14 protein-coding genes and 1 pseudogene are annotated in these 16255 nt (G+C 69.8%); 10 read left to right on the top strand and 5 right to left on the bottom strand.

All coding sequences use genetic code 11. The features are described from left to right. Positions 1-86: 86 nt before the first annotated feature. Positions 87-1424, bottom strand: coding sequence for an acetyl-CoA C-acetyltransferase (locus DEU38_RS20990; protein ID WP_114723370.1), 1338 nt, complete (start codon positions 1422-1424; stop codon positions 87-89). A gap of 173 nt (positions 1425-1597) precedes the next feature. Here DEU38_RS20990 and DEU38_RS20985 point away from each other — a divergent pair, with 173 nt between their 5' ends. Further along, a complete protein-coding gene (locus DEU38_RS20985) occupies positions 1598-2944 on the top strand; it encodes a 3-oxoacyl-ACP reductase (protein WP_114723340.1) in 1347 nt (448 codons plus the stop codon). Beyond that, positions 2944-3816, top strand: a complete 873-nt coding sequence (locus DEU38_RS20980) for a MaoC/PaaZ C-terminal domain-containing protein (protein ID WP_114723339.1) — start codon at positions 2944-2946, stop codon at positions 3814-3816. Before DEU38_RS20985 ends, DEU38_RS20980 begins: the two co-directional genes overlap by 1 nt. A gap of 75 nt (positions 3817-3891) precedes the next feature. Here DEU38_RS20980 and DEU38_RS20975 read toward each other — a convergent pair whose 3' ends face one another. Continuing rightward, on the bottom strand, positions 3892-4218 hold the full coding sequence (locus tag DEU38_RS20975; RefSeq protein WP_114723338.1) for a helix-turn-helix transcriptional regulator: 327 nt from the start codon (positions 4216-4218) through the stop codon (positions 3892-3894). A 459-nt stretch (positions 4219-4677) separates the two neighbouring features. Here DEU38_RS20975 and DEU38_RS28620 point away from each other — a divergent pair, with 459 nt between their 5' ends. The 3 genes from DEU38_RS28620 to DEU38_RS28615 all read left to right on the top strand — a co-directional run bounded on the left by DEU38_RS28620 (position 4678) and on the right by DEU38_RS28615 (position 5444). Beyond that, positions 4678-4821, top strand: a complete 144-nt coding sequence (locus tag DEU38_RS28620) for a hypothetical protein (protein WP_174913260.1) — start codon at positions 4678-4680, stop codon at positions 4819-4821. A 105-nt stretch (positions 4822-4926) separates the two neighbouring features. Beyond that, positions 4927-5226: a WhiB family transcriptional regulator gene (locus tag DEU38_RS20970; RefSeq protein WP_114723337.1), complete on the top strand. Its 300-nt coding sequence runs from the start codon at positions 4927-4929 to the stop codon at positions 5224-5226. A 62-nt stretch (positions 5227-5288) separates the two neighbouring features. Beyond that, positions 5289-5444, top strand: coding sequence for a DUF6131 family protein (locus tag DEU38_RS28615; RefSeq protein ID WP_174913263.1), 156 nt, complete (start codon positions 5289-5291; stop codon positions 5442-5444). Between the two features lie 64 nt (positions 5445-5508). Here DEU38_RS28615 and DEU38_RS20965 read toward each other — a convergent pair whose 3' ends face one another. Both DEU38_RS20965 and DEU38_RS20960 read right to left on the bottom strand, forming a co-directional pair. Then, the gene (locus DEU38_RS20965) at positions 5509-6102 is read right to left on the bottom strand and encodes a TetR/AcrR family transcriptional regulator (RefSeq protein WP_114723336.1); all 594 of its coding nucleotides are present in this window, start codon (positions 6100-6102) and stop codon (positions 5509-5511) included. 94 nt (positions 6103-6196) lie between these two features. Then, positions 6197-7384: a glycoside hydrolase family 3 N-terminal domain-containing protein gene (locus DEU38_RS20960; protein WP_114723369.1), complete on the bottom strand. Its 1188-nt coding sequence runs from the start codon at positions 7382-7384 to the stop codon at positions 6197-6199. A gap of 131 nt (positions 7385-7515) precedes the next feature. Here DEU38_RS20960 and DEU38_RS20955 point away from each other — a divergent pair, with 131 nt between their 5' ends. The 4 genes from DEU38_RS20955 to DEU38_RS20940 all read left to right on the top strand — a co-directional run bounded on the left by DEU38_RS20955 (position 7516) and on the right by DEU38_RS20940 (position 13818). Beyond that, complete coding sequence (locus DEU38_RS20955; RefSeq protein WP_114723335.1) at positions 7516-7983, top strand: universal stress protein; 468 nt, start codon at positions 7516-7518, stop codon at positions 7981-7983. 55 nt (positions 7984-8038) lie between these two features. Continuing rightward, the gene (locus tag DEU38_RS20950) at positions 8039-9136 is read left to right on the top strand and encodes an isochorismate synthase MenF (RefSeq protein ID WP_114723334.1); all 1098 of its coding nucleotides are present in this window, start codon (positions 8039-8041) and stop codon (positions 9134-9136) included. A 142-nt stretch (positions 9137-9278) separates the two neighbouring features. Beyond that, the gene (locus DEU38_RS20945) at positions 9279-9452 is read left to right on the top strand and encodes a DUF2613 domain-containing protein (protein ID WP_114723333.1); all 174 of its coding nucleotides are present in this window, start codon (positions 9279-9281) and stop codon (positions 9450-9452) included. A gap of 133 nt (positions 9453-9585) precedes the next feature. After that, positions 9586-13818, top strand: a complete 4233-nt coding sequence (locus DEU38_RS20940; RefSeq protein ID WP_181818876.1) for an alpha-(1->3)-arabinofuranosyltransferase — start codon at positions 9586-9588, stop codon at positions 13816-13818. Positions 13819-13889: 71 nt separating this feature from the next. Here the strand turns inward: DEU38_RS20940 and DEU38_RS20935 are convergent. Beyond that, positions 13890-14816: pseudogene (locus DEU38_RS20935) on the bottom strand (acyltransferase family protein); the annotation flags it as partial. A gap of 288 nt (positions 14817-15104) precedes the next feature. On the opposite strand from DEU38_RS20935, the gene DEU38_RS20930 reads away from it, so the two are divergent. Beyond that, positions 15105-16253: a DUF3068 domain-containing protein gene (locus DEU38_RS20930; RefSeq protein ID WP_114723331.1), complete on the top strand. Its 1149-nt coding sequence runs from the start codon at positions 15105-15107 to the stop codon at positions 16251-16253. Positions 16254-16255: the final 2 nt, after the last annotated feature.

Below are 16255 nucleotides of genomic sequence, written 5' to 3'. Positions count from 1 at the left end.
ACGGGGCCGATTGGATTATCGCTCCCCTGCGGACCGCGTTACATCCTCGGTTCGGGTCAGTCGGATTTTCTGCCCCGACCGGTCGATCAGACCTCGACGATGGCGGTGACGCCCTGACCGCCGGCCGCGCAGATGGAGATCAGGCCGCGGCCCGACCCCTTCTCCGCCAGCATCTTCGCGAGCGACGCCACGATCCGACCGCCAGTGGCCGCGAACGGGTGACCCGCCGCAAGCGACGATCCGTTGACGTTGAGCTTGGACCGGTCGATGCTGCCCAGGGCTCCGTCCAAGCCCAGGCGCTCCTTGCAGTACTCGTCGGATTCGAACGCCTGCAGCGTCGCCAGCACGACCGACGCGAACGCCTCGTGGATCTCGTAGAAGTCGAAATCCTGCAGCGTGAGACCGTTTCGGGCCAGCAGGCGCGGGATCGCATAGGTCGGCGCCATCAGCAACCCGTCGGCGCCGTGGATGTAGTCGACGGCGGCGGTCTCGGAGTCCACCAGATGCGCCAGCACCGGCAGGTTCCGCTCGGCGGCCCACTCGTCGGTGGACAACAACACCGCGGAGGCGCCGTCGGTGAGCGGGGTGGAGTTGCCCGCCGTCATGGTGGCGTCGCCCAGGTTGGTACCGAACACCGGCTTGAGCGTCGCGAGCTTGTCGACATTGGAGTCGGGACGCAGGTTGTCGTCGCGGGTCAGGCCCAGGAACGGGGTGACGAGGTCGTCGAAGAATCCGCGGTCGTAGGCGGCGGCCATGTTCTTGTGGCTCGCGGCCGCCAACTCGTCCTGGTCCTCGCGGCGGACACCGAACTCCTTCGCGGTGATCGCGGCGTGGTCGCCCATCGACAGCCCCGTGCGCGGCTCGCCGTTGCGCGGGATCTCGATGCCCAGCATCGACGGGCGCACCTGGCCGAGCAGCTTGACCCGGTCCGCGGTGGAGCGCGCGCGGTTCATCGAGAGCAGGAACTCGCGCAGTTCGTTGTTGACACCGATCGGCGCATCGGACGTGGTGTCCACACCGCCGCCGACACCGGCCTCGATCCGGCCGGCCGCAATGGCGTCACCGACCGCGATGATCGACTGCAGCCCGGTGCCGCACGCCTGCTGCAGGTCGTACGCCGGGGTGTAGGGGCTCAGCGCGCTGCCGAGCACGCACTCGCGCATGAGGTTGAAGTCACGGCTGTGCTTGAGGACCGCGCCACCGACGACCATGCCCAGCTGCTCGCCCTGCAGCCCGAAGCGGCTGACCAGCCCGTCCAGCGTCGCGGTGAACATGTCCTGGTTGGACGCATGCGCGTACGCCCGATCCGAGCGCGCGAAGGGAATGCGGTTGCCGCCGACGATGGCGACGGGGCGAAGCTGCCGACCACCGGACTGCGGTGCGGACGCCGGCTTGGCGCTGCGATTACGGGCTCTGCTGGTCACGTCGGTCTCCATGTAGGTGGGGGGATCCCGCTGGAAATCTGCTCGAGATCCGCATGGTCGATCCGCCTCGGCGGTGGGTTCTGCACTCGACATTGAACTTACTCCAGAGTAAGTTCAATGTCGACACCGCACCCGGATGCACGGGTGCCCGATTGCGACAAAGAAGGTGGACCGTGGCAGCCAGCAAGGGCGCTCCCGACCTCTACTCACAGTTCCTCTCGTCCGCGCCGGGCGCGTTCATCGCCAAGCAGGCCGGGTTGCCGCAGCCGGAGAAGCTGCGTCGCTACAAGGCCGGCGAGCCGCCCCTGGCGGGCCCGGTCCTGATCGGCGGCGAGGGGCGTCTGATGGAGCCGATCCGCGCGCTGCTGTCGGACTACCCGGCCGCGCAGCCGCACGACGACCGCTACGGCGCGCTCGTGTTCGACGCGACCGGCATCGGCCAGGTAACCGAGCTGGTGCAGCTGTTCGAGTTCTTCCAGCCCGTCATCCGCAACCTCGCGCCGTCGGCCCGCGTCGTCGTGCTCGGTACGACGCCGGAGCTTGCATCGGGCGTCGACGAGCAGATCGCCCAGCGTGCGCTCGAGGGCTTCACCCGCAGCGTCGGCAAGGAGATCAAGCGCGGCGCCACCGCCCAGTTGGTCTACGTCTCCCCCGACGCCACCACCGGCCTGTCCGGCCTCGAGTCCACCCTCCGCTTCCTACTCTCGGCCAAGTCGGCGTTCGTCGACGGCCAGGTGATCCGGGTCGGCGCCGAGGACGCGGTCGCCCCCGCGAGCTGGGACCGCCCGCTCGAGGGCAAGGTCGCCGTCGTGACCGGCGCCGCGCGTGGCATCGGCGCCACCATCGCCGAGGTCCTCGCCCGCGACGGCGCGCAGGTCGTGTGCGCCGACATCCCGGCCGCCGGCCAGGCACTGTCCGAGACGGCCAACAAGGTGGGCGGCACGTCCCTCGCACTCGACGTCACGGCCGCCGACGCAGCCGACAAGCTCGCCGAGCACCTGATGGAACGTCACGGCGGCGCGGACATCATCGTCCACAACGCCGGCATCACCCGAGACAAGACGCTCGCGAACATGGACGAGTCCCGCTGGAACAGCGTGATCGGCGTCAACCTCCTTGCCCCGCAGAAGATCACCGACACCCTGGTCGCCAAGGGTGTGCTCCGCGAGGGCGGCCGCGTGGTGGACGTGTCCTCGATCGCCGGCATCGCCGGCAACCGCGGCCAGACCAACTACGGCACCTCGAAGGCCGGCGTCATCGGCCTGGTCCAGGCCACCGCGCCGGTGCTGGCCGAGAAGAAGATCACCATCAACGCCGTCGCCCCCGGCTTCATCGAGACCGCGATGACCGCCGCGATCCCGTTCGCGACCCGCGAGGCCGGACGCCGGATGAGCTCGCTGCTGCAGGGCGGCCAGACCGTGGACGTGGCGGAACTGGTGTCGTACTTCGCCAGCCCCGCGTCGGGCGCCGTGACCGGCCAGGTCGTGCGCGTGTGCGGCCAGTCGCTGCTGGGCGCGTGATGACCGGCCGCAAGGGAACACTCGTGCAGCTGCGCGAACAGCCCGGCACCCTCGACAACTACGCACGAGCGGCACTGGGCGCGCTGCCCTTCACCAAGCCCTCCGGCAAGCGCAGCCTGCCGAAGGAGACCCTCGCCCTGCAGGGTCTGCGGGTGGACAGCGCGAACCTTGCCGCATACGCCAAGGTGTGTGGGCTGCGGTTCGGCGACACGCTACCGATCACGTACCCGTTCACACTCGTCTTCCCGAGCGTCATGCGGCTGCTCACCTCGCGCGATTTCCCCTTCCCTGCAATCGGTTCCGTCCACACCGACAACGTGATCGAGCAACTGCGCCCGATCTCGATGAGCGAGCCGCTGGACCTGAAGGTGCGTGCCGAGAATTTGCGGGCGCACCCCAAGGGCACACAGGTGGATTTCGTCAGCGAGGTCTCGGTGGGCCGGGAACTGGTGTGGCGCCAGGTCAGTACGTTCCTGAAGATGCACCCCACCGGCGCACCCAAGGAGCCGAAGCCCGAACACCCGAGCGAGGTGCCGCCCCCGCCCACCCGCACGTTGCGGGTGGACCAGCGGATCATCAGCCGGTACGCGGCGGTGTCCGGTGACCGGAACCCGATCCATGTATCCGCACTGGGCGCCAAGGCATTCGGCTTCCCGGGCACCATCGCGCACGGCATGTGGAGCGCCGCGGCCGCGCTGCAGCTGCTCGAGGGCCGCCTCCCCGAACGGGTGACGTACAGCGTGCGCTTCGGCAAGCCGATCGTGCTGCCGGCCACGGTGAACCTGTACGCCGACCGGACGCCCGACGGCTGGGAACTGGCACTGAAGAATCCGAAGAAGGGCTACCCGCACCTCAGCGCGACCCTGCGGTAGGACCGGTACGCCCACCCACGCCCGGGCGTAGTCGAGATGCCTCGCCTACACCCGGGCGTCCGCGTCTCTCGGGGGTCAGGCCTGCCGACCGTCCAATTCGCCTCGCAGACGCGCATTCTCGGCGACGAGTTCGGCGTTGGAGGCCTCCAGTTCGAGGATCTGCCGGATCCCCGTCAGATTGACGCCGGCGTCGACCAGTTCGGACACCCGCGATAGCCGGTAGATGTCCTCTTCGCTGTAGCGACGCGTGCCACCGCCGGTACGTGACGGCGTGATGAGCCCGCGACGCTCGTACAACCGCAGAGTCTGCGGACCGATTCCGGTCAACTCCGAAGTCACCGAAATTCCGTAGACTCCGCGGGTCGAGCGGGGCGGAGACTGTTGCGTCATCGTGGCCTTCATATCGCGTCGAGGTTGGTCGCGTGGGATTCACGCCCACAGGTGCCCCGTACGGACTCTCGAACGGCCTCTGCGAGCGGTTGCTCAGGCCCCACGGTATCACCGGGACCATACCGAATGTGCGGCAGCAGAGTCAGATTCCTTCACACCCTCCACACGGGTCGTCGGCGCGCCCGATCCTCGACTTCTTACATCTCGAGAATCTCCCCTCTCACCTGCACGGGAGATCCGATCCTTCGGCAGATTCAACATATCTGATTTGGCAGACATAGATTTTGTTGTACGGTTAGGGAGTCAAAGCTTCCAGATGCAAGCGAAGAAGAGTGAGACGGAGAAGTCAGCCCACGCCGAACGAGGCAGGCAGGCGCACTCCACCCCACCGGTCTTCCGAGCCCGAGCGGCGAACCGAGAGGTTTCGTCGACTACGGGTGGGCCGTATCAGAGAAGAAAGGATGACCACACGTGAGTGCGCATCGCCCGACCTTTGCAGGCCGAAAGTCCGCGACATGGTCGCTCAGCACCGAAGAAATCAAGCGCCGCTTGGAGCAGATGTACGGCGGCGACCCGGTCACACCGTCCGCCGACAACAGGCTCAGCGCCGCCTGACAGGCCGCACACCCGCGCAGCGCCCGACCGGCGCACGCCTTCACGAGGCCCCGAGCCGCGCACAGACGCGATCGGCAGCCGACGAACATTCTCGAGGAGCATTCGATGACCGGAATCCGACCGAACCTCGCACCCCTGGCCGACACCTGGGAATGGCAGCAGCACGGCAACTGCCAGGGCATGAACGAAGCGGTCTTCTTCCCGCCGACCGGCGAACGCGGCAACGCCCGCATGATGCGTGAGCGCCGCGCCAAGGCGATCTGCGCGGCGTGCCCGGTCGTGGCCAAGTGCTTCGAGCACTCCCTCGCGGTGCCGGAACCCTTCGGAGTGTGGGGCGGCGTCGGCGAATCCGAGCGCGCGATGCTTCTCCGGGAACGACGCGCACCGCAACGTGGGGCCGCCTGACCACTCGCCACACCGCCGCCCATCGCGAACGGAATGTCTATCGAAAACGAAAGGGGCGAAACATGATCACCCTCGGCATCATCCTGCTCGTCCTCGGCCTGCTGATCAAGATCCCGATCCTGTGGACCCTCGGTGTCATCGCACTGATCGTCGGCGCCGTGCTGCTCATCCTCGGCGCGGCAGGTCGCGCCGTCGGCGGACGCAAACACTGGTACTGACACCTGACAGAGCGACGGGCCCCGGGCGGAAACTCCGCCCGGGGCCCGTTCGCAAGGTCTGTGACTACTTCTTCTTGCCGGCCAGACCGCGCCACGCGAGGTTCTCGAGCAACTCGACGGCCGCGGCGACCTTGATCTCGCCACCGGCGACGCGGTCCGCGACCGCCTCGCCCGCGCCGACCAGCGCGACCGCCATGATCGAGAAGTCGGTTCCCGGCTCCGGATCCTTGGTGCTGGACTCGAGCAGCTTGGCGGTCAACTCGATCAACCGGTCGCGGCTGCTGCCGACCTGCGACGCGAACGCCTGCTGACCGATCGCCTGCCGATACAGCACCATCCAGGAACTGCGGTTGTCGTCGACGAAGCCGAGGAAGCCCGTCAGCGCGGCGCGCAGTTGTTCGCGCGGCGGCAGATTGGGATCGCCCGCCGGTGAGATGGCCTCGACGAAACGCAGCCCCTCACGGTGAATACACGCCGCGAACAGTTCGTCCTTGGACCCGTAGTACAGGTACAGCATCGGCTTGGAGATGCTCGCCTTGGCCGCGATCGAGTCCATCGACGCGTCGTGGAACCCGTTGTCGGAGAAGACCTCGACGGCAGCGTCGAGCATCTGCTGCTCACGGACGGCCCTGGGCAGCCGCTTGGTGCCACCAGCCATAATTCCTCCAACCACGGGTAAGAAGTGCCATCTTACTCGATGGTAAGAAGATCAACGGTCACGACAGGAGGCTCCATTGTGACCCAGATCCGGCTCAGCAGGTCACGGCACCCTTGGCGCGCGCCAACGTGAGCACCGAGGAATCGACCTGAGCTGCGGGCAGACGCCCGGACGACACCGCCTGTTCCAGATGATCCAGGACCCGCGGGACGTCGTCGGTCGTGAGCCACAGCGCGACCGTCACGCCGGACTTCAACGCCTGCTCCACGGCCTGAGCGATGTCGTAGCGGTCGGTGATGGCCTTCATTCCGCTCAGATCGTCGGTGAAGATGGGCCCGGTGAACGGGGGTGCGTCGTAGCCGGTGCCCTCGCGCAGCAGCGAGACCGCCTCCGGGCTCAGGCTCGCCGGAAGTCCGTTGGTCGTCAAACCCGGAACGCTCAGGTGTCCGAGCATGACGCCGACCTCGGTATCCACCAGGTTGCGGTACGGCACCAGGTCGGAAGTCTGCAACTGGTCCAGCGGCGGCGTGGTGACGGCACCGGTGTGCGAATCGCCCGATGCCGAACCGTGTCCGGGGAAGTGCTTGAGCACCGGCAGAATTCCGGCCTCACGCATGCCCCGCGCGTACGCCTCCGCGTATCGCGTCACCACCTCCGGATCGTCCGAGAACGACCGGTCCCCGATCACCGAGTCGGCCGGCTGACTGCTGACGTCGACGTCCGGCGCGAAGTTCACGGTGATACCGAGGCTCTTCAGCTCGCGTCCCCGCTCGAGCGCCATCTGGTACGTCTGGTCCGTCGTCATCGTCTGCGCGACCTCGCGCGCCGACGGGTCCGGCCCGAACAGTTCGTCCACGCGGGACACCCGGCCACCTTCCTCGTCGATCGTCACCATCAGTGGGATCGCGCTGGCGTCCTCGACCTGCGGGACCTCGCCGTTCGCGAGCATCGACTCGTCCGTCCAGCTGCCGATGAAGATGCCGCCGATCCCCTCCGACTTGACGATGTCGAGCGCGTCCGCGGTGCCGGTGACCCCGACAGTGAGCAACTGCGCGAGCTTCTGCCGCTGCGTGAGCGAATCCAGGAAGGCGGGACCGCAGACCGCGGACCCTCCGAACCCCGGCAGCGACGGACCGGACGGCTTGGTCTGCGACGTGGGCTGACTGGACGCGGACTGCGAGGACTGCGCCGTGGTGGTGGAGGTGTCGCCACCGTCGCCGGACGAACAGCCGACGGCCAGTCCGGCGCACAGAGCGAGGGCCAGGGCATGTCGGATTCGCATGGATCCGACGGTAGTCCACATCCATTCCGACCGTTTTTCGAGCCGAGCGGCGGGGGTAATGGCAAGGTAATCTCGAAGAACGGAAGCCGAAGGCCGCCAACGGCGGTCGACCCCGATTTCAGGAGGTCACAGTGCCTGCAGATCTCATGCTCATTGCTTACGACGGCTCCGACAACGCCAAGCGGGCGATCGAGTACGCCGGCCGCTTCCTTGCCGCGAACCGCGCCGTGGTCGCCACCGCCTGGGAGCCGATGGTCCGTCAGGCCGCCCGCATGTCCGGGCTGTCCGGCGTGATGCAACCCGAGTGGGTCCCGGACGAGGCATCCGAGGATGTCGCGCTCACCGACGCGAAGGCCACCAACGAGGAGGGCGTCGACCTGGCGCTCGCCGTCGGCCTCAACGCCGAGGGCCGGTGCTGCGAGTCGGCAACCGCGATCTGGGCCACCATCGTCGAGTGCGCCGACGAACTGAACGCCGACATCATCGTCACCGGCACCCGGGGCACCACCGGACTGCGCTCGCTGCTGCAGAGCAGCGTCGCCGACCACGTGCTGCGGCACAGCCACCGGCCCGTGCTGATCGTGCCGCCCGGAAAGTGAGGCCGCGAACCTAGACGGCGTCGGGCCCGGCGGCCCGACTATCGTCGGCTTCACCATGGACGGCTTTCTCCTCTCGCGCCCCGACCGCACTCTTCGCACCACCGGGACACGGGAACGATTCGACAACACCGACGCGGCGGCGGACGCACTCGCGTCCGCCCGCACCGATGTGGTCGTCGGCGCGCTGCCGTTCGATCCGGCCGCACGCGCCGCCCTCACGGCCCCCGAGACCGTGTCGTGGACGCCCGGCCCGTGGCACCCGGAGACCACCCCGCCTCTGCCCCGGGTTCGGATCGAACGCGAGATACCCAGTGCTGCAGTACATGTCGAGCGGGTTCGCGGGCTGATCGAGCGGCTGCGCCGCGGCGAGCTCGACAAGGTGGTCGCCGCCCGGGCCGTGCAGCTGGCGGCCGACGAGCCGATCTCACCGGAGACGCTGGCCGCGCGCATGGTCACCCGGCACGCGGCGGCCAACGGCTTCGCCCTCGATCTCACTGCCGCCGGCCCCGGCTATGTCGGGCACACGCTCGTCGGCGCGAGCCCCGAGATCCTGCTGAGCCGACGCGGCCGCACCGTCACGTGCCGACCGCTGGCCGGGTCGGCACCGCGCCGCGCCGACCCGGACGCCGACCGTGCCGAGGGGGCGGAACTGCTGGCGTCGTCGAAGAATCTGGCCGAGCACGCGTTCGTCGTCGAATGGATCCGCGACATCCTCGGTCCGCTGTGCGTGGACCTGGACGTGCCGGTCGCGCCCGAGCTCACCCGGACCGGCGAACTGTGGCACCTGGCCAGCCCCATCCGCGGTGAACTGCGGGACCCGTCCGTCGGCTCGCTCGAGCTCGCCACCCTCCTGCACCCGACCCCCGCGGTGTGCGGCACACCCACCGCCCGCGCACTCGACGCGATCCGCGAACTCGAAGGAGACCGCCGCTTCTACGGCGGCGCGGTCGGCTGGTGCGACGGGGTCGGCGACGGCGACTGGATAGTGGCGATCCGGTGCGCCGAGATCGACGCCGACGGGACCACGGCACTCGCGTGGGCGGGGGGCGGGATCGTCGCGGCCTCGGACCCCGAGACCGAGCTCGACGAGACCACCACCAAGCTCGGCACGCTGCTCGGCGCCCTGGGTGTCGATGCTCGCGAACCGGCGTGAGCTGGCCCGACACCGAGCCGACCGCCGCCACGGGCCGGGAATGGAGCCGTCCACGACGTCACGGGTGATACCTTGACCCGGACATCACGTACGCACGAGTAGGACCCCGCGTACCCGGCGGCTTGATCATGGGAGATCAGAGATGGCGAAGTTCCTTGTCCCCGGCATTGCCAGCGCTGTGATCGGTGCTGTCGTCGGCGCCGGCGCCATCCTCGGCATCACCGCAGCCGTCGAGGACAACACGCTCCCCGACATCGACCGTTCCGGTAACGCCAACTCGTCTCTGCTGAACCAGGTTGAGTACGGCAGCCGCTGAACCCGCTGGTATCGCGCGTTCCCGCACCTCCCCCTCGTCCGGCGGTTCCGCCGACGGGGGGCTTTCCGTCGAACCCTCGACTGAACCCCTGACCCGGCGCTGGCTGATCGGCGCCGGGTTCGTCGCGTTGATCATGTGCCTGCTGCAGTCGCCGGGCCTGACCGTCGCCGACACCAAGTACGACCTCACCGAGAACCCCATCGGGTTCCTCGCCCGCGCCGCCCACCAGTGGAACAGCCAGGCGCCGCTGGGGCAGGTGCAGAACCAGGCCTACGGCTACTTCTTCCCGCACGGCGCCTTCTTCGCGTTCGGGGAACTGCTGCACATTCCACCGTGGATCACCCAGCGGTTCTGGTGGGCGCTGCTGATCGTCGCCGGCTTCTGGGGTGTCATCCGGGTCGCCGAGGCCCTCGGCATCGGCAGCCGCAGTTCCCGCATCATCGCGGCCGTGGCCTTCGCGCTGTCGCCGCGCGTGCTGACGACGATCGGGTCGATCTCGTCGGAGTCGCTACCGATGATGCTGGCCCCGTGGGTGCTGCTGCCGGTGATACTCGCGACCAGGCCGGCCGGGCCGGGATCGCGCAGCCTGGGCCGGCTCGCCGCGCAGTCGGCGCTCGCGGTCGCGCTGATGGGCGCCGTCAACGCCGTCGCCACCGCGGCCGCGTGCCTGATCGCCGGGCTGTGGTGGATCGCGCACCGCCCCAACCGCCGCTGGTGGGTGTTCACCGCATGGTGGATTCCGTGCCTGCTGCTGGCGACACTGTGGTGGATCGTCCCGCTGCTGCTGCTCGGCCGGGTGAGCCCGCCGTTCCTCGACTACATCGAGTCGTCGGGCGTCACGACCCAATGGACGTCGCTCACCGAGGTGCTGCGCGGCACCGACAGCTGGACCCCGTTCGTCTCCCCCGAACGCGTCGCCGGCACCGTCCTGGTCACCCAGCCCGTCGCCGTCGTCGCGACCGGCCTGATCGCGGCCGCCGGGCTGGCCGGGCTGTGCATGCGGTCCATGCCCGCGAAGGGCCGGCTGACGCTGATCCTGCTCGTCGGCATCGCCGGACTCGGCGCCGGCTACGTCGGCGAACTCGGCTCCCCGATCGCCGAGCAGGTCCGCGCCTTCCTCGACGGCACCGGCGCCCCGCTGCGCAACGTCCACAAGCTCGAGCCGCTGGTCCGGCTGCCGCTCGTCCTCGGCCTCGCGCATCTGCTGGCCAAGGTCCCGCTGCCCGGGTCGGTGCCGCTACGACGCTGGCGCAGCGCGTTCGCGCACCCCGAACGCGAACCGATCGTGGCCCTGACCAGCCTGCTGCTGGTCGCACTCACCCTCACGACGTCGCTGGCGTGGTCCGGCCGGCTGGCCCCGCGCGGCGCATACGACGAGGTGCCGTCGTACTGGCACGACGCCGCGCAGTGGCTCGAGGACAACGCCGCGGGCAGCGGCGGCGACGGTTCCGGCGCGGACGCCGAACGCGCGCTCGTGGTGCCCGGCGCCCCGTTCGGCTCCCAGGTGTGGGGACTGACCCGCGACGAACCACTGCAGCCCCTCGCGTCGACGCCGTGGGCGGTCCGTGACGCCGTCCCGCTGGTCCCGCCCGGCGCGATCCGCGCCCTCGACTCGGTGCAGCGCCTCATCTCCGACGGCCGCCCGTCCGACGGACTCGCCGACACCCTGCTCGCCCAGGGCATCCGGTACGTCGTGGTCCGCAACGACCTCGATCCCGAGACGTCGCGCTCCGCCCGGCCGCTGCTGGTGCACCAGACGGTCGACGGCTCGCCCGGCTTCGAGAAGGTCGCGCAGTTCGGCGACGACATCGCCCCCGAGACCGCCGAGGACGTGGTCGTCGACGGCGACCTGCGTCCCGGGTACCCGGCGATCGAGATCTACCGGGTCACCGCGCCTGGCGCCCCGACACCGCCCGCCGGCCCGTACACCGTCGACCTGGACCGGGTACCCGTCGTGCAGGGCGGCCCCGAGTCACTGCTGCGGCTCGCCGAGAACGGCACCGTCACCGGGCCGGCGCTGCTCGCCACCGACGCCGCGCGCGCCGGGATCGACGACGGATCGGTCACCGTCACCGACACCCCCACCGACCGCGAGACGGACTTCGGGCAGGTCGACAACCACAACTCCGCGCTGCGCGGCCCCGACGACCCGCGTCGCACCTACAACGCCGTCCCGGACTATCCCGTCCCGGACGCGCCGCTGGTGCACGGCGAGTGGTCCGGCGCGACGATCACCGTGTCGAGCGCGGCGTCCGACGCCACCCAGCTGGGCGGCACCGCGCCGGGCAGCGGTCCGGCCGCCACCGTCGACGGCGACCCGGCCACCGCGTGGCTCAGCAACGGACTCGAGACCGCGCGCGGCCAGTGGCTGCGACTGGACTTCGACACCCCGATCACCCGCGGCATGCTGCACCTGACGACCAGTCCGGCGGCGTTCGGACCACCCGTCAAGTGGCTGCGGATCGAGACGCCGAACGGCTCGACGTCGGTGAAGGTCGACAAGCCCGGCAAGCCGGTCGACGTGTCGCTGCCGTCCGGCACCACGCCGTGGCTGCGGATCCTGGCCACCCACACCGAGGACGGCTCGCCCGGCTTCCAGTTCGGCATCAGCGATCTCACCGTCGACGACTATTCGAGCGGCACCCCGGTGCCCGTCCCGATCGTGCACCGCACGGTGCTGCCCCCGACGCCCGACGGCGCCGCGGTGCGCGGCTGGGATCTGGGCCAGGAACTTCCCGGACGGTCGGGCTGCGCCGAGGGCCCGGACCGGGTGCACTGCAGCGGATCCCTGGTCCTGCCCCCGGAGGAACCGGGCACGTTCACCCGGACCCTGTCGGTGCCCGAGGCCGCCGCCGTCACGCCCGAACTGACGCTGCGGCCGCGTCCCGGCGCCGCACTCGAGGCGCTCGTCGCCGACCCCGGTGCGGTGTCCGCGCACGGACCGTCCGACGGTGTCGAGTTGCGCGGCACGGCCGGCGCCGCGGTGGACGGCGACGTCGAGACGTCGTGGACGGCCCCCTCGGAGACCGCTGCCAGGGCCAAGGGCAAGGGCGGATTGCCGACCCTGACGATCCGGCTGCCGCAGCCGACCCTCGTCACCGGGCTGACGGTGACGCCCAGCCCCGGCAACCTGCCGGCGTCCCCCAGCCGGGTCGCGGTCAACCTCGGGGACGGACCGCAGACCCGCGACCTCGACAACGACGAGGACCCGTCCGCGCCGCAGACGATCTCCCTCGAACCGCACGTCACCGACACGATCGTGCTGACCCTCGTGCGCTGGCACGAGGTGCTCGACCGGACCGCGCTCGGCTTCCTGCAACTGCAGCCGGCCGGGCTGTCCGAGGTGGTCGCGCTCGGCGAGGACGGCCGCCCGGTCCCGGGGACCGCGACCGCGGCGGCCGACCGCACCGTCACGGTGGGTTGCGATGTCGGGCCGACCATCTCGATCGGCGGCACCCTGGTGCGGACCTCGGTCACCGCGACCACCGAACAGTTGGCGGCGGGGCTGCCGGTGACCGCGACCCCGTGCGCCCCGGCCGTCCCCGCCGCGCTGCCCGCCGGCCGTCAGGACGTGGTGGTCGCGCCCGGACCGGCGTTCACCGTCGACAGCCTGCGCCTCAACGCGGCCCCGGCCGCGCCCGCCGCCGCGCCCTCCTCGCCGACCGTGGGCCGGTGGACCGAGAACCTGCGCGAACTCGACTTCGCCGCCGCCGACACCGACCAACTGCTGGTGGTGCCCGAGAGCACCAACATCGGCTGGATCGCCACCGCACCCGACGGCACCGAACTGCAACCGGTGATCGTGAGCGGGTGGCAGCAGGGCTGGATCGTGCCCGCCGGCACGGACGGCGTCGTGACGCTCGAGTTCCCGACCGATCGCTGGTACCGCGCCGGGATCGCGTTCGGCCTCGCGCTGCTGATCCCGCTGCTGCTCCTGGCCCTGGTCCCGCGGCGGCGCACCCGGGACCTCGGACCCGCGCCGCGACCGTGGCGGAGCGTCGTCGCCGCTTCCCTCGGGGTGGTGGCCGTCGCGACCGTCGTCGCCGGGCCGGTGGGAACCCTGGTCACCGTCCTCGTCGCGGCCGCCGCGCTGGGACTGTCACGGTGGCGTGGACCGTCGTTCGCGGCGCGGGTACTCGTCGGCGTCGCGGGTGTCTCCTCGGTGCTCGCCGCCGTCCTGCTCTCGACCGGGCCGTGGCGGGCCGCCGACGGCTACGTCGGGCACTCCTTCCTGATTCAGCTGTTCGCGCTGATCGGGGTGGTCTGTGTGGGCGTCTCCGCGTTGCCGCTGTCGCGCTCGCCGATGTGGCGCCGCCTCTCCCAGCGGTGGACCGCCCGGCGGGACGGCTCCTCCACCAACGCGTAACTGGCCGACGCGACCGCGATGCTCAAAACCGTCGTGACGACGAGGACGAACACGAAGTTGCCGTTGAACGGTGCGATGCCGAACATCGGGAACACGATCGACAGCACCGCGAGATGCCAGATGAACAGGCCGTAGGACCAGCGTCCCACCGCCAGTGCCGCCGGACTCGCCAGGATCCGGTGGCGGTGCCCGCCCAGGACGAGCGGCGCGAGCAGCGCGAAACTCATCACCGCACCCAGCGCGATCTTGGTGGCGTACTGCCAGGGTTCCGGCCGCACCAGGCCCTCGGGTCCGGCCAGCCACGTCGTCGACACCCCGAACGCGACCGCTGCGATCGCCGCCATCGCGACCCGGTGCTGCGACAGGCGGTGCACCCACGTCCCGCTCACCATCGCGAGCTCGGCCAGCAGCATCCCGGCGGCGAACCACGGGATGTAGCCGGGCAGCCAGTTGTCGTGGTGGATACCGTCCGGGGCAGGGATCGGCAGGAACGCCCACACCAGGCTCACCGTCGCGGTCGCGAGCAGGACCGGCACCCGGAAGCGGGCCGCCGGGCCGCGCAGCCGCACCAGGGCCAGCGCGACGATCGGCAGGATCAGGTAGAACGCCACCTCCACCGACAGGCTCCACAGCTGCGTCATGCCCTCGGTGAGCGTGAGCGGCACGAACACCTGGATCAGCGCGAGATTCGCGACCCACACCTTCCAGCCGCCGCCGGCCGCCGGCAGGAACAGCAGGACCAGACACACCAGCACCCAGTACGCGGGCAGGATGCGTGTCGCGCGGGAGATCCAGTACTTGACGATGGTCGGCGGGGTCCCGAGTCCGCGGGCCGCGGCGGCGTGCGGACGCCACAGCAGAAAACCCGACAGCGCGAAGAACACCGCGACCGCCAGATCGAACCGCCCCCAGATCCGGCCGACGACGGGATCGCCGACCGCGCCGGTCTGGAACGCCACGTGCGTCACCAGCACGCCGAGCGCCGCGGCTCCGCGCATGCCCTCGAGCGCGGGAAGGAAAGCCCGCGGATTGCCGACTGGGGCCGGGATGTCGAGGTGGGAGCTGTTCATCGTCGTTCAGTGTGCCCGGACCGCCCACGAATCCGAAAGAGCACACCAGGAGCGACGGGAACGCGACCGAAATCGGTGCGCTGACGCAAATGGGACAACGGGACTGTTAGTGTCTGAGCTCACGTGGTGTCAGGTTCGAAGGCACCGTGCGACCCGTGCAGCGGGCACGCTGCCGGTGGGGGTATCTCAATTCCGAACATTGAGTTAGGAGACAGCATGGCCGAGCGTTCAGGCCCGAGCCGGATACTTGCGTGCATTCTGGTAGGCCTCGGGACCTTCCTGCTGGCCGTGGCAGTCCTCATTCCCGCGTACACCGTCGACAAGCTCAAGAAGACGCCGCTCGACCTCGAGGTCACCACCGTCGCCACCGGCAACGGTGACGTGCTCGACTCCAAGGCCCTGCTCGCGGGCAAGGCCGAGGTCAACACGAACGTGCCGATCGTCGCGCAGCGCTACGTCATCACCGAGCAGCCGTCCGACGCGGACGTCATCTCGCTGCAGGCCGGCCAGTCGGTGATCCGCACCGACAAGCAGGGCGACAGCGGTCTGCTGACCGCGACCGTCGACCGCGTCACCGCGGACCGCGTCAGCTCGATGCCGGTCGAGCCGCCCGTCGGCACCATCCAGACCGCGTCGAACGAGCCGGCCGAAGAGGTGTCGCACACGGGTCTGCAGTACAAGTGGCCGTTCGATGCGGAGAAGAAGAGCTACCCGTACTTCGACCTGAACTCGCGGAGCACGCAGGACATCAATTTCGTTGAGGAAACCGAGATCAACGGAATGAAGGTGTACCACTACAACCAGAAGATCGAGCCCGTCGATCTGTCCAAGGTGGTGCCGGCGCCCACCAACAAGTTGACGCTGCCCGCCGCCACCTGGGGCGTCCCCGGCGACCAGCAGCCGGTCACGATGGTCCGCTGGTACCAGAACGAGCGCGATATCTGGGTCGATCCGGTCACCGGCGTCGTCATCAAGGGCCAGGAGAAGCTGTACCAGTACTACGCCCGCGACAAGGCCAAGCCCGAGGTCACCGTGCTCAAGGTGACGCTGCCGTTCGACGAGAACACCATCGAGTACCAGATCGGCCAGGCCAAGGACGGGCAGGACAAGCTGTCGCTGTTCGGCCGCACCCTGCCGATCGTCGCCGGCATCCTCGGCGCCATCGCGCTGATCGCCGGCATCGTGCTCGGCCTGCGCGGCGGACGCGGCAACAAGGGCGCCACCGCCGGTGGTCCTGCGAACCCGCCCACCGGATCCGGCCAGGCGCCCAACGGCGACCACGACTGGACGTCGGACAAGACCGAGGAATTCCCCACGGTCAACATGGACAAGGGCGGTTTCACCGAGCCGCCGCGCCAGCAGTGACC

This window comes from Rhodococcus sp. AG1013, assembly GCF_003350365.1.
GTDB lineage: Bacteria > Actinomycetota > Actinomycetes > Mycobacteriales > Mycobacteriaceae > Prescottella.
This window is presented reverse-complemented; position numbering and strand designations above follow the sequence as displayed.